Raw genomic sequence first — 26,459 nt, forward strand, 5'->3', positions numbered from 1 at the left:
GGAGAAGCCATGACCGCCTCGGCTGCCGAACTACTCGACTCCGCACCGTGCGGGGTTTTTTCGATCGACGTTGCGTCCGGCGACATCCTTTACGCCAACGCGGCGGCCGCTCGCATCACGGCACTGAGTCGGGACGATCTGGTCGGCACCGCAGTCACGGATCTTTTCAGCCCCGAGTTCGCACCGGTTTTGCGCGAACTGCTCGCGGCAGCCACGTCGTCCGACTCCGACTCGCCCATCGGAGTGACGGCGCAACTCACCGGCGCACCCGCATCGGGCTCACAGACGGCGGTGTCGATGCTCGCCAACAGTTTGCGAGCGGTGTCCGGTGCGACGACGGTGACCATGACGCTGCACAACGAGACCGAGCGCCGAGTCCGCGAGCAGCACCTGATGGATGCGCGGATATATGCCGAGGCAGCTCAGGACGACGCCGAAGCAGCTCTCGACCGATCTCAGGATGCATTGGGCGCGTCGGAGGAAGCCCGCAAGTTGGCGGAAGCAGAGAAGACTCAGGTACAGATTCTGGCGTCGACTCTGCAACGCACACTGTTGCCGCCGATCCTGTCCGCGCCGACGGGCATGCAGGTGGCGGCCCATTACCACCCCGCGTCCATCGACGAAGTAGGCGGCGACTTCTACGACGTGTTTCCCCTCGACAACGCGACGTGGGGTTTCTTCCTCGGCGACGTGAGCGGAAAAGGAGCGGGCGCGGCTGCCGTCACGTCCCTGACTCGATACACGCTGCGGGCCGCAGCGGTCTTCGATCGGGATCCGATCGCCGTACTCGAGAACCTCAACACGGTGCTCCACCACGAGTTTCACGGCGACGATCCGCGTTTCTGCACCGTGGTCTTCGGTACCGTCGCGCCGGGACCCGACGGTGCCGTGGTGCACCTCGCCAGCGGAGGCCACCCGCCGGCTCTTCGTATCGCGCACGACGGCGTCGTCGAATTCGTGGACACCACCGGGGGGCAGTTGGTCGGAGCCCTCACCGAACCGCACTTCGCCTCGGCGACGGTGACGATGCAGCCCGGTGACGTGTTGGCGTTCTACACCGACGGGCTGACCGAGGCGATCGTCGGCCCGGGCCGAACTCGTTTCGACGACGACGGCAGTCTGCACGCATTCGCCGCCGAACGAGGCCGGACCTCCGCGGCGAAGATCGTCGACGATCTGACCGAATTGTTGGCCTCGTTCGGTGACGGACTTCAGGACGACGTGGCGTTGCTCGCCTTCGAGGTTCCCCCGATCGATACCGATTCCGGCTCGGATCCGACCGGTTCGTAGTCCTTCGACTCCTCGATCGCCTCCAACGGCGGTACCTCCTCACCGTCGAGCACTCTGCGCATTCGGTCTTTGTCGAGTTGGCCCTCCCAGTTCGCCACGACGAATGTCGCGACGCAGTTGCCGAGAAGGTTCACCGATACTCGCATGGAGTCCATGATCCGGTCGGCACCGAGCAGCAACGCCACGGCCGCAACCGGGATGGACCCGTGCCCGATGGCCGCAACGGTCGCCGACAATGCGAGGAACGACGAACCCGGTACTCCGGCCATGCCTTTGGAGGTCAGCATCAGGATCAACACCGCAGCGATCTGCTCTCCGAGTGTCAGGTCGACGCCGAGAGCCTGCGCGAGAAAGAGAATGCAGATCGACAGATAGAGGGTTGCTCCGTCGAGGTTGAACGAATATCCCGTCGGAACCACCAGACCGGTGGTCGTGCGGGAGCACCCTGCCTCGGTCAGCTTGACCATGATGCGCGGCAGTACCACCTCCGTCGACGCCGTTCCGAGGGCGAGGAACAACTCGTCCTTGGTGTACCGCAAGAACTTCCAGAGGTTGACTCCGGCGAAGTACCGCGCGACGGCCGCGAGAACGAGAATGAACAACACGGCAGCCAGGTAGCAGCACGCGATCAGTTTCCCGCAGCTACCGAGCGACGAAATGCCGTACTGGCCGACGATGTATGCCATCGCCCCGAAGGCACCGATGGGTGCCAGGCGCATGATCCAACCGATGATCGTGAAGAAGATGTGGCTGATGTGATCGACGAGTTCGAGCACGATCGGCGGGCCCTTCTCACCGAACTTCGCCAAGGCCAAGCCGAACAGCACGGCGAAGAACAGCACCTGCAGTAGCGCGTTCTCCGCGAATGCCGACACCACGGAGGTCGGAATGATGTTCAGCAAGAAGTCCACGGTGTGCGGCAACTCGCCGCTGCCGGTCTTCTGGTCGACGGCCTCGGCACCGGTGGCCAAGGTCTGCGGGTCGATGGAGAACCCGGAGCCCGGCTTGACGATGTTGCCGACCACCAGGCCGAACACGAGCGCGAACGTCGTGATCAGCTCGAAGTAGACCAGGGCCTTGACGCCGATGCGGCCGACGGACTTGAGGTCGCCCACATGGGCGATGCCGATGACGACGGTGCAGAAGATGATCGGGGCGATCAGCATCTTGATGAGCTTGATGAAGCCGTCGGCCAGTGGTTTGAGGTCTGCACCCAGGCCCGGCCAGAGCCACCCGATCGCAATGCCTCCGACTATGCCGATCAGTAACTGCACGAAAAGCGATGCATACCAAGGCTTTCGGCGTACACCGGGTTCGGCTTCCCGGTCCGTTGCGGTCGGTCGTTCTGTCATGCGCTCACCGTTCGATCGAGTTTCCGTCGTGCTCGGCGACATCTCCGTCGCATCGCACCATGTTTCGGCGCGACCATCGTGCGCGAGAAATGTTTCGGCGATGTTGACGGTGATGGTCGATGGTGAAACCAGTCGACTCGATCGGCAGGTCGAGTTACACGTGCGCCCCGAGGCCGGGCTCGAATCGGATCGACGGACTGTTGTTCGGTCCATCGAGGGTCACATGGGCACGCACGCGGTACACCCGCGCGATCAACTCCTCGGTGAGTACGTCGGCGGGTGCGCCTGCTGCCACCACCCGGCCCTCGGACAACACCACGAGTTGCGTGCAGAACATCGCCGCCAGGTTCAGATCGTGCAGTGCGATGACGCTCGTGATGGGTAACCGTGCGACCAGCGCCAGCAATTCGAGCTGATGATGGATGTCGAGATGGTTGGTCGGTTCGTCGAGCAGCAGTTCCCGCGGCTCCTGAGCCAGGGCGCGCGCGATCTGCGCGCGCTGCCGTTCTCCGCCGGACAGCTGATGCCACAGACAATGAGCCTTTCCTGCCAGACCCGTATGCCGCAGTGCAGAATCCACGGCCGCCGCATCTGCAGCTGCGTCTCCGCCGAACGCTCCTCGATGGGGAATGCGGCCGAGCCGTACGACGTCGGCGACGGTGATGTCGAAGTCGGTGTCGGCGTGCTGACTCACCACGGCCACGATCTTCGCGACGTCCTTGCGCCGCATCGCGGACAGCTCGGTTCCGTCGAGGGTCACCACGCCCGACGTCGGCCTGACGGCACCGTTCATCAGATGCAGCAGCGAGGACTTGCCGGATCCGTTGGGCCCGAGCAGCCCGACGGTATCGCCCGGGCCGGGCTCGAGGGACACCCCGTCGACAACCAGCGCACCGCCGCGACGCCACGTGACATCGGTTGCCGAGAGTGTCATGACGCCTTCTTCCGTCTGGACAGGATGGCGATGAATGCCGGGACGCCCACCAGTGCGGTGCCCACGCCGACCGGCAGCGGCGTCGGCGCGAACGCGACGCGTGACACCGCGTCCACCCAGACCATGAAGACCGCCCCGATCAACGCCGTGACCGGCACGAGCCGACCGTGCCTCGAGCCGACGAGGAACCGCGCTGCATGCGGTAACACGAGCCCGAGGAATCCGATCGCCCCTGCCACACTCACCAAGGTGGCCGTGATGAGGGCGGTCACGACCAGAAGTGCGATGCGAGCCTTGCGTACCGGGATGCCCAGCGAGGACGCCACCTCGTTGCCGAACGAGAACGCGTCGAGCACGAATGCGTAGTAGAAGCAGACGGCTGTCCCGACCGCGACGACTGCGGCGCACAGAATCACGTCGTCCCAGCGAACACCCTCGAGCGAGCCCAGCAGCCAGAACATGACGCCGCGGGTCTCGTCGGAATCGGCGAACGCGAAGATCACCAGGGACGTCAATGCCGAGAACAACTGGGTCGACGCCACTCCGGCCAGGATCACGCGGTCGTTGTTGCCACCGGAGAGTTGAGCGAGCAGCAGCACCAAGCCGAACGCCACCAGTGCCCCGATGAACGCGCCACCGGACAGTCCGAGCGCGGCCCCACCGACTCCGAGGATCCCGACCAGCACCGCTCCCGTGGACGCGCCGGAACTGATGCCGAGCACGAACGGGTCGGCGAGCGGATTGCGGAGCAGCGACTGCATGATGACCCCGCAGATCCCGAGGCCGCTGCCGCATGCAGCTGCCACGAGGCTGCGGGGGAGACGTTCTTCCCACACGATCGCGTTCTTGGACACCCGGACGGGGATGTCCGCCAGTCCCAGGTGGTTGAGCACGACGTCACGCACGTTGACCAACGAGATCTGCGCCGGCCCGAGCGTCATCGCGATCGCCACGGAGACGACCAGAAGAAGAACCCCGCCGATCATGACGGCGGGCAGGCCGATCTGTCGTTTCGCCGAGACGCTCGGCTCGGCCGTGGTGGCGCTCAGGACCGAGGCCCGATCTGGTTCAGTCCTGCGGTCAGCTTCTCGACGGCGTCGACCAGCCGAATCGAGGGGTTCATCTCGGCGCCGTGCAGCGAGATGTACCGCTTGTTCTTCACCGCGTCCATCGTGCTGGTGACCGGGTCCGATTCGAGGAACGCAATCTTGTCCTCCAGCTTGTCCCCGGGGAACCGATTGCGGAGTAGGTCTCCGAGCACCAGCACGGACGGATCGCGGTCCACCACTGTTTCCCACCCGACCGCTTCCCAGTCGTCCTGCAGATCGGAGTAGACGTTGGTGGCACCGACCTGATCGGCGAGGAGGGCAGGCGCTCCGGAGCGGCCGGCGAAGTACGGGCTCTTGGTGTCTGCGAACCAGAACGCGATGCTCTCACCGGTCTTGTCGTTGCCCGATGTGGCCGCGTCCAGACGGCCTTGCAGTTCGCTGATCAAGCTCTCACCGCGTTCCTGGACGTCGAACACCTCGGCCGTTTCGCGAATGGTCTGATACAGCGCGTCCATGGTCAACGGGGTCGTCCGGGGATTGCCACCGTTGACGCTCAGGCCGTTGTCACAGTCGGTGGGTGCGAGATACGTCTCGATGTTCGATTCGGCGAAGCGGCTACGGTCTGCGACACCGCCCTGCTTGTAATGGCGGCCGAACGACGCGGTCACGAAATCCGGGTCGGTGTCGAGCACCACCTCGTAGGTCGGCGCGTTGTCTGCCAACCGCGGAACGGATGCGTTCGCCTCGGCGAGATTCTCGCGGATCGGATCCGTCCACGACGCTGTCCCGACCATGCGATCCTGCAGACCGAGCGACAGCAGGATCTCGGTGGAATCCTGATCGAGAGACACCACTCGCTGCGGCGGAGCATCGACGGTCACCGACTGGCCACAGTTGTCGAGTACGAGCGGGTAGACGGTCTTGCCGTCGCCGCCCGTGGCCGCGGTCTGCGACACCTCCTCGGACTCACCACATGCGGTGATCAGACCTGCAGCAAGAACCAGCGACGAGAGGGCAGCGACGCGCCTCGTACCTTTTTTCACGGGGTGACCGAACTTTCTCGACGTACTGAGCGGGAGGACGAACAAGAGGAGAGGATACCCTGCCCTATCTTGCTCGACGACCGCCGCGCATTTCGGTCGCTCCCGTTCGGTGCCTCAGACCATGTCTGCCCAGGGGTCCGCACGCCGCCACAGCGTCGGCAACTGCAGTTCGACCCCATCTCTGCGTGCACAGGCGGTCAATACGTCGAGCGAGGTGCGCATGTCGTCGAAGGCGTAGGGCAGCGGCCGCAACGGCCTGTCGAGGGGCCGGAAGAAGTCGTCCCAATGCGTCAGCACGACGCGCCGAGCCCCCACCGACAACACCGTCTCCCGCCAATACTCGTCGATGTACTCGCGTGTTCGGTGCCCCAGCTGACCGATGGACAGGTACACCACCTCGGCGGAAAGGCCGTCGAGCATGCCCGCTCGGAACCCGGCGCTGCTGTGGACGAGAGCTCGCCTGCCGCTCGGACGGTGTTCGACTGCCATCGACCACGCCTCACCGCACCGGAACGCTCGCACCCGAGCAGGCTGCCGCAGTGGCCGGTCGATCGTCCCGTGAGCTCGGTCGGGATACGAGTGAACCGACTCGACGAACGTGACGGTGAAATGACCCAGCTCGACTGCGGAACCGTCGGCGACGACGGTGATGCGCCCCGCCCGATCTGTGCGGTCGAAGCACCACCGACCAGGGCAGCGCCGGTGCGCAGTGCCACCGCTGCGGAGTCGAGGGCATGATCGAAATGAGAATGCGCGCACACCACCGCGTCGAGCGTCCCGATGCCCGCCCTACGCAACGCACTGTCGATTCTCGGGCCGTCCGAACGTAGCGGCAGCAGAAGGGTTTTCGGCAGGGACGGACGCGAGAAGAAGCCGTCGGTCAGGATCGCCGACTCGCCGTCGTCGAACAGCAGCGTGCTCACCCCGAGAAACGAGACCGACACCGGGGAGCGGGGATTCGCCGATGCCGTGGTGGCGATGTCGGCCGCACCGGGCAGTGGGGGTCTACCGAGCGAACGCGGCACTCTCACGCCTGCGCCGCCAGGGCTCGCCCTGCCTGCCGTCCGCCGAAGATGCATCCACCGAGGAAGGTTCCTTCCAAGGACCGGTAGCCGTGCACACCGCCGCCGCCGAATCCGGCGATCTCACCGGCAGCCCACAGCCCCTCGACGGCATTGCCCATCGAGTCGAGAACGCGACCGTCGAGATCGGTTTGAATGCCGCCCAACGTCTTTCGAGTGATGATGTTCAACCGCACCGCGATCAGCGGACCCGACTTGGGATCGAGAATCTTGTGAAGTGCAGCGGTCCGCGCGATGCGTTCACCGCGCGAGCGCCGGGAATTGTGGATGGCAGAGATCTGCAGGTCCTTGGTGAAAGGATTGTCCACCTCACGGTCTCGCGACTCGATCTGACGCCTGAGGTCGACACCGTCGATCAAGTCCTCGCCGGTGATTCGGTTCATGCCCTGGACCAATTCTTCGAGAGAATCTGCGACGACGAAGTCCTCGCCGTTCTTCTTGAATGCCTCCACCGGTTCGCTGGCACCGGGCAATACCCGCCCGAGAACGAGCTTGAGGTTCTTGCCGGTGATGTCCGGGTTCTGTTCCGACCCGGACAACGCGAATTCCTTCTCGATGATCTTCTGGGTCAATACGAACCACGAGTACTCGAAACCGCTGTCCTGGATCGCTTTCAGCGTTCCCAGCGTATCGAATCCGGGGAAGTTCGGAACCGGAAACCGTTGCCCGCGGGCATCGAACCACATCGACGACGGGCCCGGAATGATTCTGATGCCGTGGTTCTTCCAGATCGGATTCCAGTTCTTGATGCCTTCGGTGTAGTGCCACATTCGGTCCTTGTTGACCAGGCGGCCGCCGGCCTTCTCGGTGATGCCGAGCATTCGGCCGTCGACGTGTTCCGGCACTCCGGAGATCAACGACTTCGGCGGCGTCCCGAGCCGCGCCGGCCAATTCTCGCGCACCAGATCGTGATTGGCCCCGATTCCACCTGCCGTCACCAGCACGGCACCGGCGCGGAGCTCGAACTCACCCACTTCGACGCGGGTACTTCCTGCCCCTCGCTCCGCTGCACTGGCTTCGAGCATCGCACCGCGAACTCCGACCACCGCTCCCCCGTCGACGACGAATCCGTCGACCCGATGCCGAAAACCGAAGCGCACCAGTCCTTTGTCGGCAGCCTCACGTACGCGGCGCTCGAACGGCGCGACGACACCCGGCCCGGTGCCCCACGTCAGGTGGAATCGCGGAACCGAATTTCCGTGCCCCTCGGCCAGGTAGCCGCCGCGCTCGGCCCATCCGACGATGGGGACCCATCGCATTCCCTGAGCGTGGAGCCACGACCGCTTCTCACCTGCCGCGAAATCGAGGTATGCCCTGGCCCACCGATGACCCCAGTAGTCTTCCCCTGCAGGGTCGTCGATGCCGCGATCGAACGTCGCTGTGCCGAGCCAGTCCTGCCACGCCAGCTCCGCAGAATCCTTGATGCCCATTCGACGCTGTTCGGGCGTGTCGACCATGAACAGTCCGCCGAGGGACCAGAAGGCCTGACCACCCAGGTTCTGCTCGGGTTCCTGGTCGAGGAGCAGCACGCGCTTTCCCGCGTCGGCCAGTTCGGCGGTTGCCACCAGTCCGGCCAAGCCGGCCCCCACCACGATCACGTCTGCGTCCATTGCCCCACTCTTCTGCTCGACCCGGGTGTCTCCCTCGACTGTGCTGTCGTCGGCGTCGGAACTCAAGGAAATCGAGTCGAATGAGTATAGGATTTATCAGGTGCTGATAAAGAGTGCGAGGTAGATCGATGTACCCGGCGCGGGTCGCCGTGGTCGCGAAGATCGAATCGAATCTGGGCCCCGTCGTCGCATCCGCAGTACACGCGATTCGCGACGCGATCCCGGTCTACCAGTCACTGCAGGGTCCACAATTGGCCGATGTCGAGGCCATCGCGTATTGGTCACTGAGGCGGCTGATGGCCCTGTGGGCGCACGGCGATCGGACGATCGACGACCGCGACCACAAGAGATTCCGAGCCATAGGTTCCGCACGCGCGGCAGACGGGCGGCCGCTGGCCGATGTGCTGCGCGCGTATCGAGTCGCGTCGAGCGTGTTCGTTCGGCACGTGACAACGGAGTATCTGGAAGTACTCGACCCGCCGGACATCGCCGAACTCGGCCTGGGCGTGCTCGACGCGATCGACGCCATATCCGAGGAGATCATCGGTGCGTATGTCATTGCGCGCGAACAGCTCACATCCAACCGTGCGCAGGCGCACGCCGCGTTGCTCGACGACTTGCTGGCTGCCAGACACAACTCACCCGGGACGGTGTCGGACCGTACTCGCGAACTCGACCTGAAGCTGCCCACGCAACCGAACCTGCTCGTGGTGCAGTCCACCGATCCGGGCCGACCCATGTCCGACGACACCGTCGAGTCTCTGGTGCTTGCGATGGGCCTCGTCCCTCCGGACCGCACCACAACGGCGGATCAACGGACGCACTTGTGCACTCGGCGCGAACAACGCGCGATCGCGCTGCTGCCGCCGTCGATCCATCGCGCCGAGGTCGACCTCGCGTGTCGGGATCTGCTGCTGCGCGGATGCCTCGTGGAGAGATCGACCGTTACCGATATCAGCAGTTCGTGGCGACTCGCCTCGGAAGCGCTCGAGACCGCACCGGATCACGCGTTCGACGGCCGGGCACTGCTCGATCAGGGCGACGGTCAGCTGTTGGCACTGTTGACAGCGCGCCCGACCGCCGACACGAGCGAGGTGGTGCGTAGCGTGCTCGGCCCGCTGACCGAGGCAGCGAACGAGCATATCCTGCACGGCCTTTCGGCCTTCATCTCCACCGGCACAGCAACGGCTGCAGCCGCCCGACTGCAGGTGCACCCGCAGACTTTGCGCTATCGACTGCGCCGGGCTCAAAAACTGACCGGACGGGATCCGCGTTCGGCGTGGCATCGGTTGGCGCTGGACACCGCGATACAACTACGCCAACTCGGTTGACCCGGCTCGGCTGAATTCGGCGTCGCCGGTGGTCATGCGCACATGCGCCCATGTCCGATTACTCGAGCCCGGGTCGTCGATCCCAGGATCACCGACAGGCGGGATCGAGCGATTCAGTTGATGTTCCACGACTCGACAACATCGAGTCGCCGGCCTTCGGAGTCGTACGTGTAAAAGCCTTCACCGTCCCCGAGACCGGTCTTTCCCGCGTCGATACCCTTTTGCAGTATGTCGGCAAATTTGACCTGATCCTCGCCACCGTGTGCGCGCGCGATATGTGCTGCGACGTTGAAGCCGACAGTGTCGTATATCTGGAACGGACCGGCGGGTGCCCCGGTGGCTATGCGCCACACGTTGTCGATGTCCGCCGGATTGGCAACCCCGCCGACGTAGAGGTTGGCTCCCGCTTGCAGCAGCGGGATCAGCAGACTGTTCAGCACGTATCCCGGAATTTCCTTTCGGACCGGAACGGGAACGAGACCGATCTCCGAAGCAAAGCTCAATACGACATCGAAGTAGACAGGATCTGTTGCAGCAGTTGCCATCACCTCACCGGTGTTGTATCGCCACACGAGATTGGCGAAATGCAATGCGAGAAACTTTTCCGGCCGCCCGGTGGCCTCGGCGAAACTGCTGGGCAGTAGCGATGACGAGTTGGTCACGAAGATAGTTTTCGGCGGGGCGGACGCGCCGATATCAGACCAGACCTTCTTCTTCAGGTCGAGATCCTCCGGAACTGCTTCGATCACCAGGTCGGCGTCCGAAACAGCCTCCGCGACGCTGGTGGTGGTCGTGATGGATTCGATGGCCTTGTCGAAGCGCGCCTCGTCGAAAGTCTTCAGGTCACGCTTGTAGTATCCGCGCATCCATTCCCAGCGGTCCGGCAGCTTGGCTAGAAGTTCGTCGGAAATGTCGTATCCCACAACGGTTTTTCCGTGGTAGGCAGCCTGCATCATGATCTGTGAACCGAGCACTCCGGTTCCGAATACGGTCACGTTCTCAACATCGGTCATGGACGACACACTTCCCTTGATGGAGTCATTGGTTTCGCGCTCTCCAAGTTCTACCGCTGAGCGCGGAGCGACCGCCTCGTGGGGTCCAACAGTGGATCGACTCGACCGACGACAACGCTTTACACTCCACAGGATCCACGGTTCACGCATACTCGAACGATGGCTGTCGATCCCCGTGGAAGAGACCTGAAGCGCTACCTCGAAGAAGACCCCGGTGGTCCGGTGGTGATGCTCAACCTGCTTCGTTTCGCCGAGGGCGGTCGCGACTCCTACGCAGAATATGCGAAAGCACTGGACGAGACTTTCCTCCCGCGCTACGGCGCGACGGTGCTGTACGCGGGCGACGGTTCGACCGCACTTGCCGCCGAGGACGGGCAGGCCTGGGATGCAGTCCTCATGGTCCAGTACCCGTCACGTAAGGCGTTCAGCGAGATGGTGGCCGATCCCGAATATCAGACGGTGACGGCGTTACGGACCGCCGCGCTGAAGGAGGCGGTTCTGCAGGCCACGATTCCGTGGTCGTGAATTCGACCTTCGGCTTCGCATCGTGTTCGCGCCGCGGGGCTTCACGGCGTTGCGAGCAACTTACTGCGGAACAGATCGAGTACCTGGTCCAGTGCCTGCCGCGTCGGCTGACCCGGCTCGTCGATGAGTCCTTCCGTCACGACGGAGTGCGGCGGTCCGAAGGCTTCCGGATTGAACGAGGAGTCGGGCAATTCCACGGAGACGAATGCGTCGCCGAGTTGTTCCCTCAGAAACTCGAACCGTGCAGGGGGACACATCGTGTCGCCCTGGAACCGCATACCGAGAACAGTGAGATCTCCCGCAGCACAACGGCTTTTCACCTTCGAAAGGTCGCCGGCACTGATGTCGATGGAACGACTGCGTGACTTCGATGCCGCGAACGGAAGTGACGGTTGCGACAGCACCGGTGCGATCAATCGATCGTCGGCGGCCATGGCCAGGGCGAACCCGCCCGTGAAGCACATTCCGATGGCACCGACGCCCGGTCCGCCGCACCGCTCGTGTTCCTCGGCCGCCAGAGCACGCAGCCACACCACGACTCGCGACGACTTGCCGGTGGCCAGGATGGTGAATTCTCGACTGATACACGCCGGCACGATGGCGCGAGAGATCGTTGCCAACGTCCCGAGCACGCCCAGGGGCGCGGTCGAAGGATCTTTACCGTCGACGCCGAACAGGTGCGGCACGATCGCGGTGCATCCGATCCCGGCGACGGTGCGCGCGAAATCCGCCACTCTCGGCGTGATGCCCGGCATTTCGGACATCACGATGACCGCCGGCCCGGTGCCGATTCGATAGACAGGCGCCGTGCGCCCGTCTGCGGTGAACTCGGTTCGCTCGAAGTCGGCAAGGGCGTCATCTGTCATCGAAGCGGTCCTCTTTCTCGATCGGCGACATCACTGCGAATACTCACGCAGCAACAGGTACAGCGGAAGCGCGAAGCAAATTCCCACCGAGCCGGTACCGACGGGAACCAGCCACCAATGTTTGACGCCGTGATCTTTCGCATCCCCTCTGGACCAGATCCCGAAAGCGATACTGGTGATACCGAGATCGGCGGTCAAGGCTCGCGTCGGCGTGGACGCCACCCATTCGGAGAAGAACTTCGCTGCGCTGCCCGCGCTCACCCCGTGCTCGCGAAAGTAGCCGACGACGTAGGCATTGGGGACGACGAAGCCGATGACGGTCAGCAGCAGCAGGAGGCGTCGACGAGTGGCGTCTGCGGTTCTCATGACCTCAACGTAGAGCACCGCGCAACACTACCGGCGTGTCGTTCGATTCGACCGAGTCGGCCGGTCCGAGTCAGACGTCCTCGAGCCGGATGCCTTTGGTCTCCTTCATGTAGAAGCAAGCGACTCCGGTCAGGGCAGCGAGGAACATGATGTACACGCCGAAGACCCAGCCCAGATCCAACCCGAGGAACAGCTGGTTGAGATACGGTGCCGTTCCACCGAACACCGCAACCGAGAACGAGTAGGCGAATCCGATTGCCTGCGTTCGGAGTCGGGTGGGAAAGCTCTCCGACAACGTCGACGACAGAATCGAGGCCGGGACGGCGATGACGAGCAGGGCCACCGTCGACGGCAGCAGCAATGACCACCACTGCGTGGAGATCAGCATCGTCAGCGGGATCTGCAGCACGAACATCAGCACTGCGAATGCCGCCAGCATCGGCCGCCGACCGATCGAATCCGAAAGGCGACCGAAGAACGGTAGCGACACCAGCGCTATCAACTGCGCGACGACGAGCATCCAGTAGGCGGTGTCCGGGTTCATCCCGCGCTGCGTGATGGCGAACGTCGAGACGTAGGAGGTCCAGGTGTAGTGCGCCGCCGTGATTCCCGACGTCATTCCGATCATCAACACGATCGCTTTGACGACGGTCTTACGCGCGATCGGTTCTTGTTCGACCTTGTTCTGCTCCGAGTCGAACACCTCGCTCTCGTCCATGTTCTTGCGCAGGTAGAGAGCGAACAGCGCGAGGAGCGCGCCGAGGAGGAAGGGGATGCGCCAACCCCATTGCCCGACAGCAGAGTCCGACAGGGTGGAGGTGATGACGCCACCCACGGTGTATGCCAGAGCCGATCCACCGAAGATGGCGACGAACGCGACGCTGCCCCACATGCCACGTCGGTTCGGTGGTGCGATCTCGCCGACGTAGGAGTACGCCGTTGCCGACTCGCCGCCGTGCGCGAAACCCTGCATGACGCGTGCGAGCAACAGCAGTACCGAGGCCCACGCCCCGATCGCACCGTAGGTGGGCATGATGCCGATCAGCAAGCTGCCGGTTGCCATCATCAGCATCGTGGTGACAAGAACGAACTTGCGGCCCTTCTTGTCCGCGATGCGTCCGAACACGATGCCGCCGAGAGGCCGCATCAGGAATCCGACGGCGAACACCGCAAGCGTGGACAGCAATGCCGAGACAGGATCGGCCTGGCTGAACATGGCCGCCGCGATGAACGGCGCGAACACTGCATAGGCACTCCACTCGTACCATTCGAGTACGTTGCCTATCGTGCTGGCGAACAACGATTTCTTCCGTGAGGAAATATCCGGTGTCGAGCGGGTGTCGTGCGATGATCCGACAGTCATGGAGTGCCACTTTCGATCGAATTTTTTTTCACAGGAACAGGTTTGAGTGCTGCACGTCGAATCTTCCCGGTTTGGGTTTTGGGAAGTTCGTCGATGATGTGGATGGATTTCGGACGCTTGTACGCGGCCAGTCGTTCACGCGCGAAGGCCATCAGTTCATCCGGCGTCGTGGTAGCGTCGCGCCGGAGTGACACGTACGCAACCACCGATTCCCCTTGATAGTCATCCGGCCTGCCCACCACAGCGGCCTCGAACACCGCTGAATGTTCGTAGAGTGCATCTTCGACCTCTCGGGGCCACACTTTGTATCCCGACACGTTGATCTGGTCCTTGAGCCGGTCGACGAGATACACCCAGCCGTGTTCGTCGATGATCGCCACGTCGCCTGTGCGCAGACGTCCCTCTGGCATCGTCGACTCGGACGCGTCCGGATTGCGCCAGTAGCCCGACACCACCTGCGGACCCGAGATCTCCAGTTCCCCTGCAAGTCCTGGGGGTGTCGGCCGGCCCGAAGGGTCGAGCGTTCGTAACGTCACGCGCGGAAGAGGCAACCCGACGGACAGTGAACCGCTGGCCGCGTCCACCGGCGCGCGCACGCCAGGTGGCACGGCAATGACTCCCGCCGTGGTTTCGGTCATCCCGTATGCGTTGTGGATGTAGCAACCGAATTGGGACTCGAACGCGGCGACGGTGGCGGGCGGAATAGGTGCGCCTCCGGAATACAACGCCTTCACCGACTCGAAGTGGGCCCTCGTCGCACCCTCGGTTGCGGAGATCGCGTTGAACACCGTGATCGAACCGATGGTGTAGGTGACGCGATGCTCGACGACAGCGTCGAGAGTGACTGCCGCGTCGAAACGATGCGCGAACACGAGCATGCAGTCGCGGATCAGGGCCACCGCCGCGTCGAGCATCGCGCCGGTGATGTGAAACAGCGGTGCGACGGCAAACACGACGTCGCCGTCGTCGAGACCGGCCCGTTCCCCGAAATCGAGGGCAGTCGCGAAGGCGTTCGCGTGCGAGATCTGCGCGCCTTTCGGCGGACCCGTGGTTCCTGACGTATAGGCCAGTAGCGCCAGATCGTCCGGCTCGGGATCGATTTCGGGGAAAGATCGACCACGGTAGCGGTCGATCAGACCCATCAGATCGTCGTCGGGCCGGGGTGTCACGCGTGACGTCGACGCAAAGACTCGTGGGTCGTCGCGTGTCTGCAGGTCCAGTCCGCTGGTGCTCACGAGCAGTCGAATCGAACTGCCGCGCAACGTCGCCCCCACAGAATCGAGATCGTGTTCGTCGCAGACGAGCGCGACAGGTTCTGCATCGTCGATCAAGGTGCGAAGTTCACGGTTGCGGTACATCGGGTTGAGGATCAACGCGACCGCCCCGATCTTCCACAACGCGAGGAACGTCAAGGCGTACTGCGGAATGTTCTGCAGATAGATGCCGACGCGATCGCCCTGTGACACTCCTCGATCGAACAGTGCGGCGGCAAGTGCATCGGACGCCTCGTCCACCTCGCGCACCGTGAGCACGGCGTCGAAGTACGCCAGCGCCGGCCGGTCCGGGGTGTCGGCGACTCGGCTACGCCAGGCGTCGAGAACAGTCGCAGGCCCGGTCGCGCTGTCGAGGGTCATGAACGGCCCTTCCGCTCGAGCAGACTTTCGGCCCACGTGGACCGACCGAACACTCGTTCGGTCTGCTGTCTCGCTAGTGTTGCGGATCACAACTTTGGTGTCAACCCGGTGCGAACGCCCGGCCCAGTTCGCTCTGCCCTCTACGGTGATCGCATGACCTCGATCGGCGACTGGCGAACATACGAGGGCGCGGCACTGTCCCCAGCGCTGGCGTCGGCCTTGCGCATCTTCGTCGAGCAGGGCTACCACGGCACGTCGGTGCGGCAGATCGCCGCGGGTGCCGGCTTGTCGGTTCCCGGTCTGTATCACCACTTTCCGTCGAAGCAGGCCCTCCTGGTCGGCATCATGAATGCGTCGATGGACGAACTGTTGCACCGGACTCGATCGGCCATGGACGGGGCCGGTTCGTCGCCGAAGGACCGATTCGACGCGGTGGTGGAGTCCTTGCTGCTGTTCCATATCCATCGCCGCGATGCCGCGTTCGTGTGCTCCACCGAGATTCGCAGTCTCGAGCCGGCCAACCGCACCGCCTACATCGCCAAGCGCGACGAAGAGCAACGACTGCTCGACGCCATCGTCACCGACGGAGTCGAGTCCGGGGTCTTCGACACCCCGCACCCCGCGGATGCCAGCCGGGCCGTCACCACGATGTGCATCGGAGTCGCCACCTGGTACCGACCCGATGGCCCGCTGACGCCGGCCGAACTGGTCGAGGTGTACCTCGATATCGCACGCCGAACGGTCGGTGCTGCTACCGGCCGAGGCACTGTACAGAGGACGTGAGTTCCTTGACCGAAACCTGCGTGTATGCCAGTCTTCAAGAGACCGAGCGAGTGTTCGGTCGGTATCGACCAGGGAGTGCAGAATGGCCATCGACCTCACCTTCGACGCAGACGTCGAGAAGCTGATCGACCGAACGCGTACGTTCACTCGCGAATACGTGCTCCCGATCGAGGATCGATTTCTGGGCAATATCGCCGACGCAGGCGGCGACGGCCTCCGGGTCGAGATGCAGTCCGCAGCCAAGGAAGCGGGCGTGTTCGCACCGCACGCACCCGTCGAATACGGTGGGCACGGTCTGTCGATGAGCGACCGCGCACCGGTGTTCGAGGAAGCGGGCTACTCCCTGTTCGGCCCCATCGCACTCAATCTCGGCGCACCCGACGAGGGCAACGTCCACATGCTGGCGCACATCGCATCGCCGGCACAGAAGGATCAATTCCTCGCCCCTCTCGCCCGCGGCGATCAACGATCTGCATTCGCGATGACCGAGCCGGCACCGGGTGCCGGCTCCGATCCCTCTGCCCTCACCACTGCGGCCGAACGGACCGACGGTGGATGGAAGATCAACGGACACAAGTGGTTCATCACCGGAGCCGACGGCGCAGGGTTCTTCATCATCATAGCCCGTACATCCGGAAAGCCGGGTGACCGAGGCGGAGCCACGATGTTCCTGGCCCCGGCCGACACACCGGGCATCACGGTCGGCCGTCATATCGGCACCCTGGACAAAGCCATGATCGGCGGGCACTGCGAGGTGTTCTTCGAGAACGTCTTCGTGCCAGACGAGAACGTTCTCGGGGCCGTCGACGAGGGCTTCGCCTACGCCCAGGTGCGATTGGGACCCGCCCGTATGACCCACGTGATGCGGTGGCTCGGAGCCTCGAGACGGGCGCACGACATCGCCGTCGCCCAGGTGGCCCAGCGCGAAGGGTTCGGCGGCAAGCTCGGCGATCTCGGCATGATCCAGAAGATGGTCGCCGACAACGAGATCGACATCGCCGCATCCCGTGCCCTCTTGATCAAGGCCTGCTTCGAGCTGGATCGCGGCGGCCACGCGAGCAACGAAACCTCCATCGCCAAGACGTTCGCAGCCGAGGCCATCTTTCGCATCGTGGATCGCAGCATCCAGATGTGCGGCGGGCTCGGGGTATCGGACGACCTGCCACTGGCACGGCTTTCGCGCGAAGTACGTCCGTTCCGGGTCTACGACGGCCCGTCGGAAGTGCATCGCTGGGCCATCGCAAAACGAGCGGTCGGGGCAGCGAAGCGCGCCGCACAGGAGCAGTCATGAGTGACCTACCGGGCATGAACCGCGTTGCTCTGAAACGATTCCTGCGTGCCGAGGGCATCGATGTCGACGGTGAGCTGACGGTCGAGATGATCAGCGGCGGTCGCTCCAATCTGACGTACAAGGTGTACGACGACACCTCGACGTGGGTGGTTCGTCGGCCCCCGACCAGTGGCCTGACCCCGTCGGCGCACGACATGGCCAGGGAGTGGGCAGTGACCGACGCGCTCGCGTCCACCGCGGTGCCGGTGGCCGAGACCGTGGCCTTCGACCGAGAAGGTGACGTACTCGGTGCTCCGATGACGGTGGTCCGTTTCGTTCCCGGGCGCGTCGTGCGCACACGCGAGGATCTGCGCGATCTGACCGACGAGCAGGTCGCAGACAACGCCGCCGAATTGGTGCGAGTGCTCGCTGAGCTGCATGCCGTCGATCCTGCGGCCGTGGGTCTCGAAAAGTTCGGTCGCCCCGACGGTTTTGTTGCTCGACAGGTAGCCACGTGGGCGCGTCAGTGGCAGACGGTGAAGACACGGGAACTACCCGACGTCGACCGACTTCACCGCGCCCTCGAAGCCGCGGTGCCCACCCGATCGGCGGCGTCCATCGTGCACGGCGATTTCCGCGTCGACAACACGATTCTCGATGCCCAGGACGTAAGTTCTGTTGCAGCCGTGGTGGACTGGGAGATGTCCACACTCGGCGATCCGTTGACCGATGTCGCGCTGATGTGCGTGTACCGGCAACCCGTGTTCGATGCCGTTCTCGGTGCCGACGCAGCCTGGACGAGCGACCGCTACCCATCGGCGGCGGATCTGGTGCAGCAGTACGCCGTTCGATCGGGCCGCGAGGTGGACAACTGGGGCTTCTACGTGGCGTTGGCCAACTTCAAGCTCGGTGTGATCGGCGAGGGCATCACCCACCGGGCACTGTCGGGCTCCGATACCGGTGCCGGAGCACGCAACGCCGCCGACGCAACAGGAGAATTCATCGCGGCCGGCCTCCGAGCATTGTCGGCGGGCTGACCGCAGAAGCTGTTGCTAGGCAGCTTCTCTCATGATGCCGATGTGGCGAACGATTCCGGACAGCGCCGGAAGCTCCTGAGGTGCGGACCAGCCGTTCAGGTCGGCGCTGTCGGAGTAGAAGTACTTCTGGTTCGTGTAGTCGTCGAAATACAACCGCCAGGTGCCGTCGGGCAACTCGACGACGGCGGGCCCTTCCTTCAACGGACCGAAATCGCGGAAGGTGAGGTCCCGAACGTAGGGACCACCCAGAGCGGGCGCGATCCAGTGTTCGATGAGCTTGTTGCTCTCACCTTTGGTGAAGGCGTGGTAGGTCGACCCGGCCTTCACCACCGTGGTGTCGATGTGGTCGTTGACGATTCCCACCAACGGAACCGGCGAGCTCCACGTCGTCAGGCCGGGATCGGTCGCCGTCATGAGATACGGCACGAACCCTCCGCCGGCAGACAACGACACGATGATGCTGACGCGGTCGCCCTCGACGAACCACTCCGGTGCCCACGCCTTGGTGGTGAACGGGGACAGAGACGGGAGTTCCGAGGACCCCGCCGAGCCGGTACCCGCCCCGGTCCCGGGCAGCAGCAGGCAGCAGAACGGGATCGGAAGGTTCTGCAAGAATTCCCAATCCACCCGATTTGCGCTGCGCGCAAAGCCGATCTCCGCGCCGCCGCCCGTCGTATATGTCACGTAGTACATACCGTCGGCGGCTCGGAAGATGCTGGAGTCACGAACCACACCGGAGGGCGGCGTGTACGCGGCGGTCGCAACCGTGGTGAAGTCCGTTCCGTTGCTGGACTGGTACACGTCCATGTTGCGATCGCTGTCGTTACTGAAGGCCACCATGGTGTACGTGACCGCAGGCGCAGCGCTACCCGACCCCGCTGCGCCGAACAACAGCCCGACGGCGGCGACGAGCGTCAAGGGAATGGCGAGGGTGTGCTTGCGCAGGGTCCTGATCACCGCTGAAGTATGTACGACGCACGAGCCCCACGAGTAACAACAGTGCACAGTCGTGCCTGTTCGTTACCGAACCCTACGACTGTGCCGAGTACTGAGACACCGGCTTGGCCTGATACATCTCGTGGTCGGCATCGTCGAGAATGTCCAAGGCCGTGCGAGAATCACCACTGCCGACGGTCACGCAGCCGATACTGGCGGTCACCGTCAGTTCTCGGTCTGCCGTCGTGATCGGGGTTGCGAGTTCCGCCCGGACGTCGTCCGCCTCCGACCCCACACAGCACGGCACCACAGCCACGAATTCGTCACCGCCGATGCGTCCGACGAATGCGTCGTCGGGCAGAGCCCGCGTCAACCGCGCGGCCACGATACCGAGTACGGCATCACCGACCGTATGTCCGTGCAGGTCGTTGATGGTCTTGAAGTTGTCGAGGTCGATGAACAACACCGCCATGGCATCCTCTCGACTCGACCGGGACAGCTCCTGGTCGAGCCGCGCCAGAATCAGCGGGCGATTGGGAAGCCCGGTGAGGTCGTCGTGTGTTGCCGCGTGTTCGAGCTTCATGCTCGTCCGATAGGCATCGGTGACGTCGACGAACGTTGCCACTATCGAGGGTGACGGGCCGCCGAAGTTGAGCATGGTCGCAGTCAGAGACAGCCAGAAATGTCGTCCGTCCCGACGACGTTCGACTCCGATCACCGACTGGCTCGGCTTCCCGGTTCTGCCGGTGACGGCCACGGGGTGCTCGAGTCGCCGAATGGGTTGCTGATCGGTGCCGTACACCCGGAACGGCAGCACAGCGGACTGTCCCGTCGTCGCCGATCCCACCTTGATGTCGAGGATCGTCTTCGCCGCGAGGTTCGCCGACGTGATGCGACCGGCGTGGTCGAGTACGACGACACCTGCCTCCAGCGATTCCACCACGGCGGTGTAATGCTCCTCGGCCCGGCGGACGGCACTCTGGTCGGCGCAGACCAACACCCACCCGTCGGGCATCTGGGCCGCGGAGACCACCATCGCCAACGCCGTCCCGTCCGCGCGCAGATGCGAGTCCCACAGCCGACCGCCGGCCGCCAGAATGGCCACCGGGTCGCAGGGCACCCCCACCGCATTCGATACGGAGAGGCCGAGCACATCTGCTGCGCGCCGTCCGTAGACCGACTCCGCGGCAGGATTCCAACTGGACACGACCCCGTCGGAGGACACCCCCACGATGGCGTCGCTGACGTGCTCGACCAACGCGGCTTGATAGTGCAGCGCCTTCTGTGCGGCCTTGTGTTCGGTGAGGTCGCGAAGGATGACCTGAAATGCAGGTTCTCCGTTCCACACCGTGCGGACCGAGACCGCCTCCATGGTCAGAGTCGATCCATCGAGGGCGAGTACCTCCGCCTCGGAGGCCGAACTGGCGGTTCCGTGCACGTCCAGGGCGGCGATGCGCTCGAGCATCGGCCCGATCGACGCGGCCGCGATGAAGTCGGTGATCGGACGGCCCACCACCGCACCGAGACTGTCGGCGCGCAGATACCGGAGCCCCGCAGGGTTGACGTAGACAAGGTTGCCTCGCCGGTGGACGACGATCGCGTCGGGCGAGTGTTCGATCAGAACCCGATAACGATCTGCGAGACCGGGCGACCCGGGATCGGCTTCGGGGTCGCCGACGACGTCGCGCTCCCCTGGGGCCATCTGCGGTCCTCGCGTTCGTAGGCGGTCTGTCGACACTCGATTCAACCACTTCTGTGGGCCGAGCCGGAATCTTCTGCACGGTTCGATGCTTATGTCCGTTTTCCGACTGGACCCAGTGCTTGTTTGCGGGGCTAAATCGAGGAACCAGCCGAAAACGGCTCGTACAACTCGAGAAGGAACGGGAATCGATCATGACATCTCACGGCATCGACATCAGTGGGATCGGCGCAGTGTCCGGCTACGGCTGGGGTACGGCCGCATTGTGGACCGGTCTGGCCAGCGGTAAGGCTGCCGCCACCTTGCACCACAACCGGTCACACCCGGGCCGCAACCCGGTGTGGCTTGCGAAAGTGCCCGACGGCGGGCAGACCGACGACGGCACCAGCCGCTTCGGCCGCGCGCTGCGCGGCGCCGCACGCGAGGCCATCGACGACGCACTCGCTCGGGGCTGGCGGCCCGGTCGGCGGGTCGGTCTGGTGCATGCGGTCGTCCTGGGCGAAGTGGACGAGTGGCGCAACTTCTATCTGGAGGACGGCGGTGTGCGGCGGGTGCGCGACTACCTGACGCTGATGCCGTCGACCCCGGTATCACTGCTCATGCAGGAGCACGGCTTTCACGGCCCGGCGATGAACGTCTCGGCCATGTGCGCGTCGGGCAATGCCGGCCTTCTCACCGCCAAGATGTGGCTCGATACCGGCTTCGTCGACGACGTCGTCTTCGTCGCCACCGACCTGTCTCTGACGCCGGAGAACATCGACCATTTCGTCGCGCTCGGCGTCGGGGTGGTGGACGTGGAACCTCAGGAGGGCTGCCGACCGTTCCAGGAAGGTAGTCGTGGGTTCGGAATGGGCGAAGCAGCAACAGCTTTCGTACTCACCAACCGTAGCGATGCTGCGTACGCGCGGGTACTGGGCGGTTCGATGACTCACGACGCGTTCCACGCGACGTCCATCGACCCGGCCCTGACGCAGGTACGAGACTGCTTCGAAGCCGCCCTGACGGACGCCGGTGCCACGGCGCGCCAGGTGCGCTACCTCAATGCGCACGGGCCAGGCACCGCTCAGTGCGATGCCGCGGAAACGGAGATGCTGGAGACGGTGCTCGGCTCACACGCGCAGGTGTATTCGGTGAAGCCGCTCACCGGGCATTGCCAAGGCGCGGCGTCGGCCGTCGAAACCATCTCTGCCGTCATGGGATTCGATCGCGGACTGGTTCCTGCGGCCCCACAGGTCTCCGACGGACACCCGCAGTTGCTCGACGGATTCACCGCAGCCGAGCCAGGTCTGACGATGAAATCCTCACTGGGAATGGGAGGACACAATTCGGTGGTGGTGCTGGCTCCTGCGTGAGCGACGGTCTGCCGGATGGTTCGCGCGCCCGCACCGTCACGGGCGCGCGAGCCCGTTCAGATCGACACCCCGGCCCCGCAGATTCCGCATTCCTCGAATTCGACGCGTTTCCACCGCGCAACCGGGACGAAGAACAGCGTGAATTGCTGGTACTGCTTCATTCTCGCCCACTGGGTCGTGTTGTGGCACCGCGGGCAGTTTCGCGTTGCGCCAGGGCCGACGTGTTTGCGCTTGCTGCCGAAGCCGAAGAGGAGGAACATCATCCCAGCATAGGTGGCTCGAACTGCTGCCGGACTCGGCGCAGCACTCGTTCGAGCCACCCTCGCGTTCCGAGGCGGTGGCTCGAACGAGTGCTGGGCCGAAAAGTGTCAGCTCGCGATCATGCCGTGCGGGTCGATGACGAATTTCTGAGCGACTCCGCTGTCGAATTCACGGTAGCCGCGCGGTGCGTCGTCGAGAGTGATGACCGTTGCGTTCACCGCCTTCGCAATCGACACTCGTTCTTTGAGAATGGCATTCATCAGTTCTCGGTGATAGCTCATCACCGGGCACTGCCCGGTGGCGAACGAGAGCGACTTCGCCCAACCGGTGCCGAGGCTGAGCGAGAGAGCGCCACGTTGTGCGGCCTCGTCCACGCCGCCCGGATCGCCGGTGACGTAGAGCCCGGGAATTCCGATGCCACCGCCCGCGGTGGTGATGTCCATCAGCGAATTGAGCACCGTGGCCGGTGCTTCGTGGGACGAGTCTCCGCCGTGGCCGCGAGCCTCGAATCCCACCGCGTCCACCGCAGCGTCGACCTCCGGGACACCGAGGATTTGTTCGATCTGATCTTGCGGCGCGCCCTTGCCCACGTCGACGGTCTCGCAGCCGAACGTTCGTGCCTGCGCCAGCCTGTCGGCGTTCATGTCGCCGACGATCACCACCGACGCGCCCAGCAATTGTGCGCCGACCGCGGCCGCCAGACCGACCGGGCCCGCACCCGCGATGTACACCGTCGCACCGGGTTTCACTCCCGCGGTGACCGCGCCGTGATATCCGGTCGGGAAGATGTCGGAGAGCATGGTCAAGTCCAGGATCTTCTCCATCGCCTGATCGCGGTCGGGGAACTTCAGCAGATTGAAGTCCGCGTACGGTGCCATGACGTACTCGGCCTGGCCGCCCACCCATCCGCCCATGTCCACGTAACCGAACGCAGAACCGGGTCGATCCGGGTTGACGTTGAGGCAGATGCCGGTCTTGCGCTCCTTGCAGTTTCGGCACCGTCCGCAAGCAATGTTGAACGGTACCGAGCAGATGTCGCCGACCTTCAAGAATTCGACGTCTCGCCCGACCTCCACGATCTCGCCGGTGATCTCGTGGCCCAACACCAGACCCTCGGGTGCCGTCGTGCGTCCACGGACCATGTGCTGGTCGCTGCCGCAGATGTTGGTCGAGACGACCTTCAGGATCACGCCGTGTTCGCATTTGCGGCCGACATTGGCCGGATTCACGCCGGGGCCATCGGTCAATTCCAGGCCCGGAAAAGCGATGTCCTGAACCTCTACCTTTCCTGGTCCGGCGTACGTCACTGCTCTGTTGTCTGCCACGATTTCTCCTGTTCGACGGTGTCCGGCTGCGTTCGACAGACCGAGATCGCCTGCGCGATAGCTCTTTTCATCTCATCGAGACGATCAACGCGCAGTGATGTGGCCTGCATCACACCATAGTATGCGCACCTACGAATACACGGTGCGTCGCCCGCCGCACGAAGCAATCCGGGGACCGATCTCACTCCCCGGAGCTATCGTCGACCGGTGCCCACCGACGACGATCACAACGAGACCATCACCATCGGACGTTCGCCCGGGGTGGAGGTCGAGGTACTCCCCTACGGCGCGACCCTGCAACGAATGTCGGTGACCGGAGGAGACGGCGAGCGCCGCGACGTTCTCGTCGGCGTGGCGGGCGAGCGTGAGCTTCGTTCGTCCACTGCCTATTTCGGCTCTACCGTCGGCCGGTACGCGAACCGGATCAAGGACGGCCGGTTCGAGATCGATGGGCAGGCGGTGCAACTGACGATCAACGACGGCACCAACCACCTGCACGGCGGAACCGACGGCTTCGACTCACGACACTGGACCGTGGTCGGCCGATCGCCGGATTCGGTCGAGTTCGAGTTGATCAGCCCCGACGGCGATCAGGGCTACCCGGGCGAAGTCCGTGCGCGGGCCCAGTTCTCCGTCACGACCGATCGCGTGCGGCTGGAGTCGACGGCAACGACCACCGCGCCGACGGTGGTGAACCTGACGTCGCACGCGTATTTCGATCTCGATGGCCATGGCATCGACGATCACACCCTGCAGGTGTTCGCCTCGACGTACACCCCGGTCGACACCGAGGGAATCCCGACCGGTGCCATCGAATCCGTCGACGGCACCGCGCTGGATCTGCGCACGCCCGGACGAGTCGGAGACCTGGCCCGAGCCACTCATCCGCAGTTGCTGACCGCCCGGGGTGTGGACCACAACTTCGTCGTCGACGGTACGGGGCATCGGCGTGCGGCGATCCTGAGCTCCGAGCGCAGTCGAACGGCACTGGAATTGTGGACCGATCAGCCCGGCGTGCAGGTGTACACAGGCAACTTCCTGAACGGCAGCGATGTGTCCCGACGCGGCTCGATGCTGCGCCAAGGCGACGGCATCGCACTCGAACCCCAGCTGTTCCCCGATTCACCGAATCACCCGAACTTTCCCTCTGCGGTGCTGCGACCGGGCCAGACGTACCGGTCCGTGATCGAGTGGAGATTTTCTGCACTTCACGCTTGAGTGAACGCTCACAAATTTTTGGAATTCAAACGTTTCAAGTCTTGACGCGGCCCGATGTTAACGCTCACACTGTGTTGCACACGTCACAGTGGAGTGGCGACATTGAGGAGATCACCATGGCGTCGAAGACAATTTTTGCGGCGAGCGCGCTCATTCTGAGTGGTGCGATCGTCCTGAGTGCGTGCAGTAGCGGAGGCGGCGGCGACGCGTCCGGCGGCGGTGACGGCGCAACGGTGCTGGGCTTTTCCCAGGTCGGTGCCGAGAGCGGATGGCGCACGGCCAACACCATCTCCATCCAGGACGCGGCCAGCGCTGCCGGCATGGAGTTGAAGTTCTCCGACGCGCAGCAGAAGCAGGAAAACCAGATCAAGGCGATTCGCACCTACATCCAGCAGAAGGTCGACGTCATCGCTTTCAGCCCCGTCGTCGAGACGGGATGGGAGCCGGTCCTCCAGGAAGCCAAGCGCGCGAACATCCCGGTGATCCTCACCGACCGCTCCGTCGACACCACCGACGATTCGCTGTATGCCACGTTCCTCGGCTCCGATTTCGTCGAGGAGGGCAAGAAGGCAGGCGATTGGCTGGTGCAGAACAGCGCCTCTGCGGACACCACCGGCGACGGCAAGATCAACGTGGTCGAGCTGCAGGGAACCACCGGAGCCGCTCCCGCCATCGACCGGGCCGAGGGATTCCGCGACGCTATCGGCGGCCAGTCGAACATCGCGATCACCGCGTCACAGACCGGCGATTTCACCCGTGACGGCGGCAAGCAGGTGATGGAGTCGTTCCTCAACTCCAATCGAGGCCAGATCGACGTCGTCTTCGCCCAGAACGACGACATGGGCCTGGGCGCAATCCAAGCCATCGAAGCAGCCGGGCTGGTACCCGGAAAAGACATCAAGATCATCACCGTCGACGCCGTCAAGGACGGAATGCAAGCACTGGCGGACAAGAAGATCGACTTCATCGTCGAGTGCAACCCACTTCTCGGACCGCAACTGATGGAGCTCACGGACAAGGTCGTCAAGGGCGAGGACGTTCCCAAGAGGGTCGTCACCGAGGAGACCACCTTCACGCCCGACCAGGCGGCAGCAGTACTCGCCGACCGCCAGTACTGAAA

Annotated in this window: 23 protein-coding genes and 1 pseudogene; 9 read left to right on the forward strand and 15 right to left on the reverse strand. The window is 64.0% G+C overall.

Going from position 1 to position 26,459, the window contains the following annotated elements; genetic code table 11:
* Positions 1-9 precede the first annotated feature (9 nt).
* Positions 10-1,290: a PP2C family protein-serine/threonine phosphatase gene (locus VF34_RS21295; RefSeq protein ID WP_072692246.1), complete on the forward strand. Its 1,281-nt coding sequence runs from the start codon at positions 10-12 to the stop codon at positions 1,288-1,290.
* On the opposite strand, the gene dctA is transcribed toward VF34_RS21295, so the two are convergent.
* From dctA to VF34_RS21325, 6 genes and pseudogenes are all read right to left on the reverse strand, one after another.
* Positions 1,212-2,642: a C4-dicarboxylate transporter DctA gene (dctA, locus tag VF34_RS21300; RefSeq protein WP_045842012.1), complete on the reverse strand. Its 1,431-nt coding sequence runs from the start codon at positions 2,640-2,642 to the stop codon at positions 1,212-1,214. The genes VF34_RS21295 and dctA overlap by 79 nt on opposite strands.
* A 154-nt stretch (positions 2,643-2,796) precedes the next feature.
* The gene (locus VF34_RS21305) at positions 2,797-3,576 is read right to left on the reverse strand and encodes an ABC transporter ATP-binding protein (protein ID WP_027496184.1); all 780 of its coding nucleotides are present in this window, start codon (positions 3,574-3,576) and stop codon (positions 2,797-2,799) included.
* Positions 3,573-4,562, reverse strand: a complete 990-nt coding sequence (locus VF34_RS21310) for a FecCD family ABC transporter permease (protein WP_080729059.1) — start codon at positions 4,560-4,562, stop codon at positions 3,573-3,575. The genes VF34_RS21305 and VF34_RS21310 overlap by 4 nt, the downstream gene beginning before the upstream one ends.
* 59 nt (positions 4,563-4,621) lie before the next feature.
* On the reverse strand, positions 4,622-5,668 hold the full coding sequence (locus VF34_RS21315) for an ABC transporter substrate-binding protein (RefSeq protein ID WP_027496182.1): 1,047 nt from the start codon (positions 5,666-5,668) through the stop codon (positions 4,622-4,624).
* A gap of 114 nt (positions 5,669-5,782) precedes the next feature.
* Positions 5,783-6,693: pseudogene (locus VF34_RS25920) on the reverse strand (MBL fold metallo-hydrolase).
* A gap of 2 nt (positions 6,694-6,695) precedes the next feature.
* The gene (locus VF34_RS21325; protein ID WP_032401244.1) at positions 6,696-8,360 is read right to left on the reverse strand and encodes an FAD-binding dehydrogenase; all 1,665 of its coding nucleotides are present in this window, start codon (positions 8,358-8,360) and stop codon (positions 6,696-6,698) included.
* Positions 8,361-8,473: 113 nt separating this feature from the next.
* On the opposite strand from VF34_RS21325, the gene VF34_RS21330 reads away from it, so the two are divergent.
* The gene (locus tag VF34_RS21330; protein WP_082079231.1) at positions 8,474-9,691 is read left to right on the forward strand and encodes an RsbRD N-terminal domain-containing protein; all 1,218 of its coding nucleotides are present in this window, start codon (positions 8,474-8,476) and stop codon (positions 9,689-9,691) included.
* A 113-nt stretch (positions 9,692-9,804) separates the two neighbouring features.
* On the opposite strand, the gene VF34_RS21335 is transcribed toward VF34_RS21330, so the two are convergent.
* On the reverse strand, positions 9,805-10,704 hold the full coding sequence (locus VF34_RS21335; protein ID WP_082079232.1) for a 3-hydroxyacyl-CoA dehydrogenase: 900 nt from the start codon (positions 10,702-10,704) through the stop codon (positions 9,805-9,807).
* 159 nt (positions 10,705-10,863) lie between these two features.
* On the opposite strand from VF34_RS21335, the gene VF34_RS21340 reads away from it, so the two are divergent.
* The gene (locus tag VF34_RS21340; RefSeq protein ID WP_032372979.1) at positions 10,864-11,229 is read left to right on the forward strand and encodes a DUF1330 domain-containing protein; all 366 of its coding nucleotides are present in this window, start codon (positions 10,864-10,866) and stop codon (positions 11,227-11,229) included.
* 41 nt (positions 11,230-11,270) lie between these two features.
* Here the strand turns inward: VF34_RS21340 and VF34_RS21345 are convergent, their stop codons facing one another.
* From VF34_RS21345 to VF34_RS21360, 4 genes are all read right to left on the reverse strand, one after another.
* A complete protein-coding gene (locus tag VF34_RS21345; RefSeq protein ID WP_045842014.1) occupies positions 11,271-12,095 on the reverse strand; it encodes a dienelactone hydrolase family protein in 825 nt (274 codons plus the stop codon).
* Between the two features lie 30 nt (positions 12,096-12,125).
* Positions 12,126-12,461 (reverse strand): DUF2834 domain-containing protein, encoded by a 336-nt coding sequence (locus VF34_RS21350; RefSeq protein WP_135046238.1) that lies wholly within the window; start codon positions 12,459-12,461, stop codon positions 12,126-12,128.
* A 70-nt stretch (positions 12,462-12,531) separates the two neighbouring features.
* Positions 12,532-13,824: an MFS transporter gene (locus VF34_RS21355; RefSeq protein ID WP_032372980.1), complete on the reverse strand. Its 1,293-nt coding sequence runs from the start codon at positions 13,822-13,824 to the stop codon at positions 12,532-12,534.
* Positions 13,821-15,458, reverse strand: a complete 1,638-nt coding sequence (locus VF34_RS21360; RefSeq protein ID WP_045842015.1) for a class I adenylate-forming enzyme family protein — start codon at positions 15,456-15,458, stop codon at positions 13,821-13,823. The genes VF34_RS21355 and VF34_RS21360 overlap by 4 nt, the downstream gene beginning before the upstream one ends.
* A gap of 153 nt (positions 15,459-15,611) precedes the next feature.
* Between VF34_RS21360 and VF34_RS21365 the strand changes: the two genes are divergently transcribed.
* The 3 genes from VF34_RS21365 (at position 15,612) to VF34_RS21375 (ending at position 18,548) form a co-directional block, all read left to right on the forward strand.
* Complete coding sequence (locus tag VF34_RS21365; RefSeq protein ID WP_032373097.1) at positions 15,612-16,241, forward strand: TetR/AcrR family transcriptional regulator; 630 nt, start codon at positions 15,612-15,614, stop codon at positions 16,239-16,241.
* An 82-nt stretch (positions 16,242-16,323) separates the two neighbouring features.
* Positions 16,324-17,532 carry an acyl-CoA dehydrogenase family protein gene (locus tag VF34_RS21370; protein ID WP_045842016.1) on the forward strand — a complete coding sequence of 403 codons (1,209 nt, stop codon included), beginning with the start codon at positions 16,324-16,326 and terminating at the stop codon, positions 17,530-17,532.
* The gene (locus VF34_RS21375) at positions 17,529-18,548 is read left to right on the forward strand and encodes a phosphotransferase family protein (RefSeq protein ID WP_045842017.1); all 1,020 of its coding nucleotides are present in this window, start codon (positions 17,529-17,531) and stop codon (positions 18,546-18,548) included. The genes VF34_RS21370 and VF34_RS21375 overlap by 4 nt, the downstream gene beginning before the upstream one ends.
* A 15-nt stretch (positions 18,549-18,563) precedes the next feature.
* Here VF34_RS21375 and VF34_RS21380 read toward each other — a convergent pair whose 3' ends face one another.
* Entirely contained in the window at positions 18,564-19,505 is a 942-nt protein-coding gene (locus tag VF34_RS21380; RefSeq protein ID WP_442970698.1) for a glycoside hydrolase family protein, read from the reverse strand.
* A gap of 73 nt (positions 19,506-19,578) precedes the next feature.
* Positions 19,579-21,186, reverse strand: a complete 1,608-nt coding sequence (locus VF34_RS21385) for a diguanylate cyclase domain-containing protein (protein ID WP_032368855.1) — start codon at positions 21,184-21,186, stop codon at positions 19,579-19,581.
* Between the two features lie 191 nt (positions 21,187-21,377).
* On the opposite strand from VF34_RS21385, the gene VF34_RS21390 reads away from it, so the two are divergent.
* Complete coding sequence (locus tag VF34_RS21390) at positions 21,378-22,535, forward strand: beta-ketoacyl synthase N-terminal-like domain-containing protein (RefSeq protein WP_032368854.1); 1,158 nt, start codon at positions 21,378-21,380, stop codon at positions 22,533-22,535.
* Positions 22,536-22,591: 56 nt separating this feature from the next.
* On the opposite strand, the gene VF34_RS21395 is transcribed toward VF34_RS21390, so the two are convergent.
* Positions 22,592-22,798, reverse strand: coding sequence for a zinc-ribbon domain-containing protein (locus VF34_RS21395; protein WP_032368853.1), 207 nt, complete (start codon positions 22,796-22,798; stop codon positions 22,592-22,594).
* 105 nt (positions 22,799-22,903) lie between these two features.
* The gene (gene fdhA, locus VF34_RS21400) at positions 22,904-24,121 is read right to left on the reverse strand and encodes a formaldehyde dehydrogenase, glutathione-independent (RefSeq protein ID WP_027496167.1); all 1,218 of its coding nucleotides are present in this window, start codon (positions 24,119-24,121) and stop codon (positions 22,904-22,906) included.
* A gap of 207 nt (positions 24,122-24,328) precedes the next feature.
* Here fdhA and VF34_RS21405 point away from each other — a divergent pair, with 207 nt between their 5' ends.
* Both VF34_RS21405 and VF34_RS21410 read left to right on the forward strand, forming a co-directional pair.
* On the forward strand, positions 24,329-25,339 hold the full coding sequence (locus VF34_RS21405) for an aldose epimerase family protein (protein WP_052718703.1): 1,011 nt from the start codon (positions 24,329-24,331) through the stop codon (positions 25,337-25,339).
* A gap of 116 nt (positions 25,340-25,455) precedes the next feature.
* Entirely contained in the window at positions 25,456-26,457 is a 1,002-nt protein-coding gene (locus tag VF34_RS21410; protein ID WP_045842118.1) for an ABC transporter substrate-binding protein, read from the forward strand.
* The last annotated feature ends 2 nt before the right edge of the window (positions 26,458-26,459 follow it).

It is taken from the genome of Rhodococcus sp. PML026, assembly GCF_000963615.1.
Taxonomy (GTDB): Bacteria; Actinomycetota; Actinomycetes; order Mycobacteriales; family Mycobacteriaceae; genus Rhodococcoides; species Rhodococcoides fascians.

Excerpts from the sequence above, each read along its gene's own strand:
- VF34_RS21355 (WP_032372980.1), bottom strand. The coding sequence starts at position 13,824 with ATGACTGTCGGATCATCGCACGACACCCGCTCGACACCGGATATTTCC.
- VF34_RS21335 (WP_082079232.1), bottom strand. The coding sequence starts at position 10,704 with ATGACCGATGTTGAGAACGTGACCGTATTCGGAACCGGAGTGCTCGGT.
- VF34_RS21375 (WP_045842017.1), top strand. The coding sequence starts at position 17,529 with ATGAGTGACCTACCGGGCATGAACCGCGTTGCTCTGAAACGATTCCTG.
- VF34_RS21410 (WP_045842118.1), top strand. The coding sequence starts at position 25,456 with ATGGCGTCGAAGACAATTTTTGCGGCGAGCGCGCTCATTCTGAGTGGT.
- VF34_RS21305 (WP_027496184.1), bottom strand. The coding sequence starts at position 3,576 with ATGACACTCTCGGCAACCGATGTCACGTGGCGTCGCGGCGGTGCGCTG.
- VF34_RS21365 (WP_032373097.1), top strand. The coding sequence starts at position 15,612 with ATGACCTCGATCGGCGACTGGCGAACATACGAGGGCGCGGCACTGTCC.
- VF34_RS21310 (WP_080729059.1), bottom strand. The coding sequence starts at position 4,562 with ATGATCGGCGGGGTTCTTCTTCTGGTCGTCTCCGTGGCGATCGCGATG.
- VF34_RS21325 (WP_032401244.1), bottom strand. The coding sequence starts at position 8,360 with ATGGACGCAGACGTGATCGTGGTGGGGGCCGGCTTGGCCGGACTGGTG.
- dctA (WP_045842012.1), bottom strand. The coding sequence starts at position 2,642 with ATGACAGAACGACCGACCGCAACGGACCGGGAAGCCGAACCCGGTGTA.
- VF34_RS21295 (WP_072692246.1), top strand. The coding sequence starts at position 10 with ATGACCGCCTCGGCTGCCGAACTACTCGACTCCGCACCGTGCGGGGTT.
- VF34_RS21350 (WP_135046238.1), bottom strand. The coding sequence starts at position 12,461 with ATGAGAACCGCAGACGCCACTCGTCGACGCCTCCTGCTGCTGCTGACC.
- VF34_RS21385 (WP_032368855.1), bottom strand. The coding sequence starts at position 21,186 with ATGGCCCCAGGGGAGCGCGACGTCGTCGGCGACCCCGAAGCCGATCCC.
- VF34_RS21370 (WP_045842016.1), top strand. The coding sequence starts at position 16,324 with ATGGCCATCGACCTCACCTTCGACGCAGACGTCGAGAAGCTGATCGAC.
- VF34_RS21360 (WP_045842015.1), bottom strand. The coding sequence starts at position 15,458 with ATGACCCTCGACAGCGCGACCGGGCCTGCGACTGTTCTCGACGCCTGG.
- VF34_RS21340 (WP_032372979.1), top strand. The coding sequence starts at position 10,864 with ATGGCTGTCGATCCCCGTGGAAGAGACCTGAAGCGCTACCTCGAAGAA.
- VF34_RS21390 (WP_032368854.1), top strand. The coding sequence starts at position 21,378 with ATGACATCTCACGGCATCGACATCAGTGGGATCGGCGCAGTGTCCGGC.
- VF34_RS21345 (WP_045842014.1), bottom strand. The coding sequence starts at position 12,095 with ATGACAGATGACGCCCTTGCCGACTTCGAGCGAACCGAGTTCACCGCA.
- VF34_RS21395 (WP_032368853.1), bottom strand. The coding sequence starts at position 22,798 with ATGATGTTCCTCCTCTTCGGCTTCGGCAGCAAGCGCAAACACGTCGGC.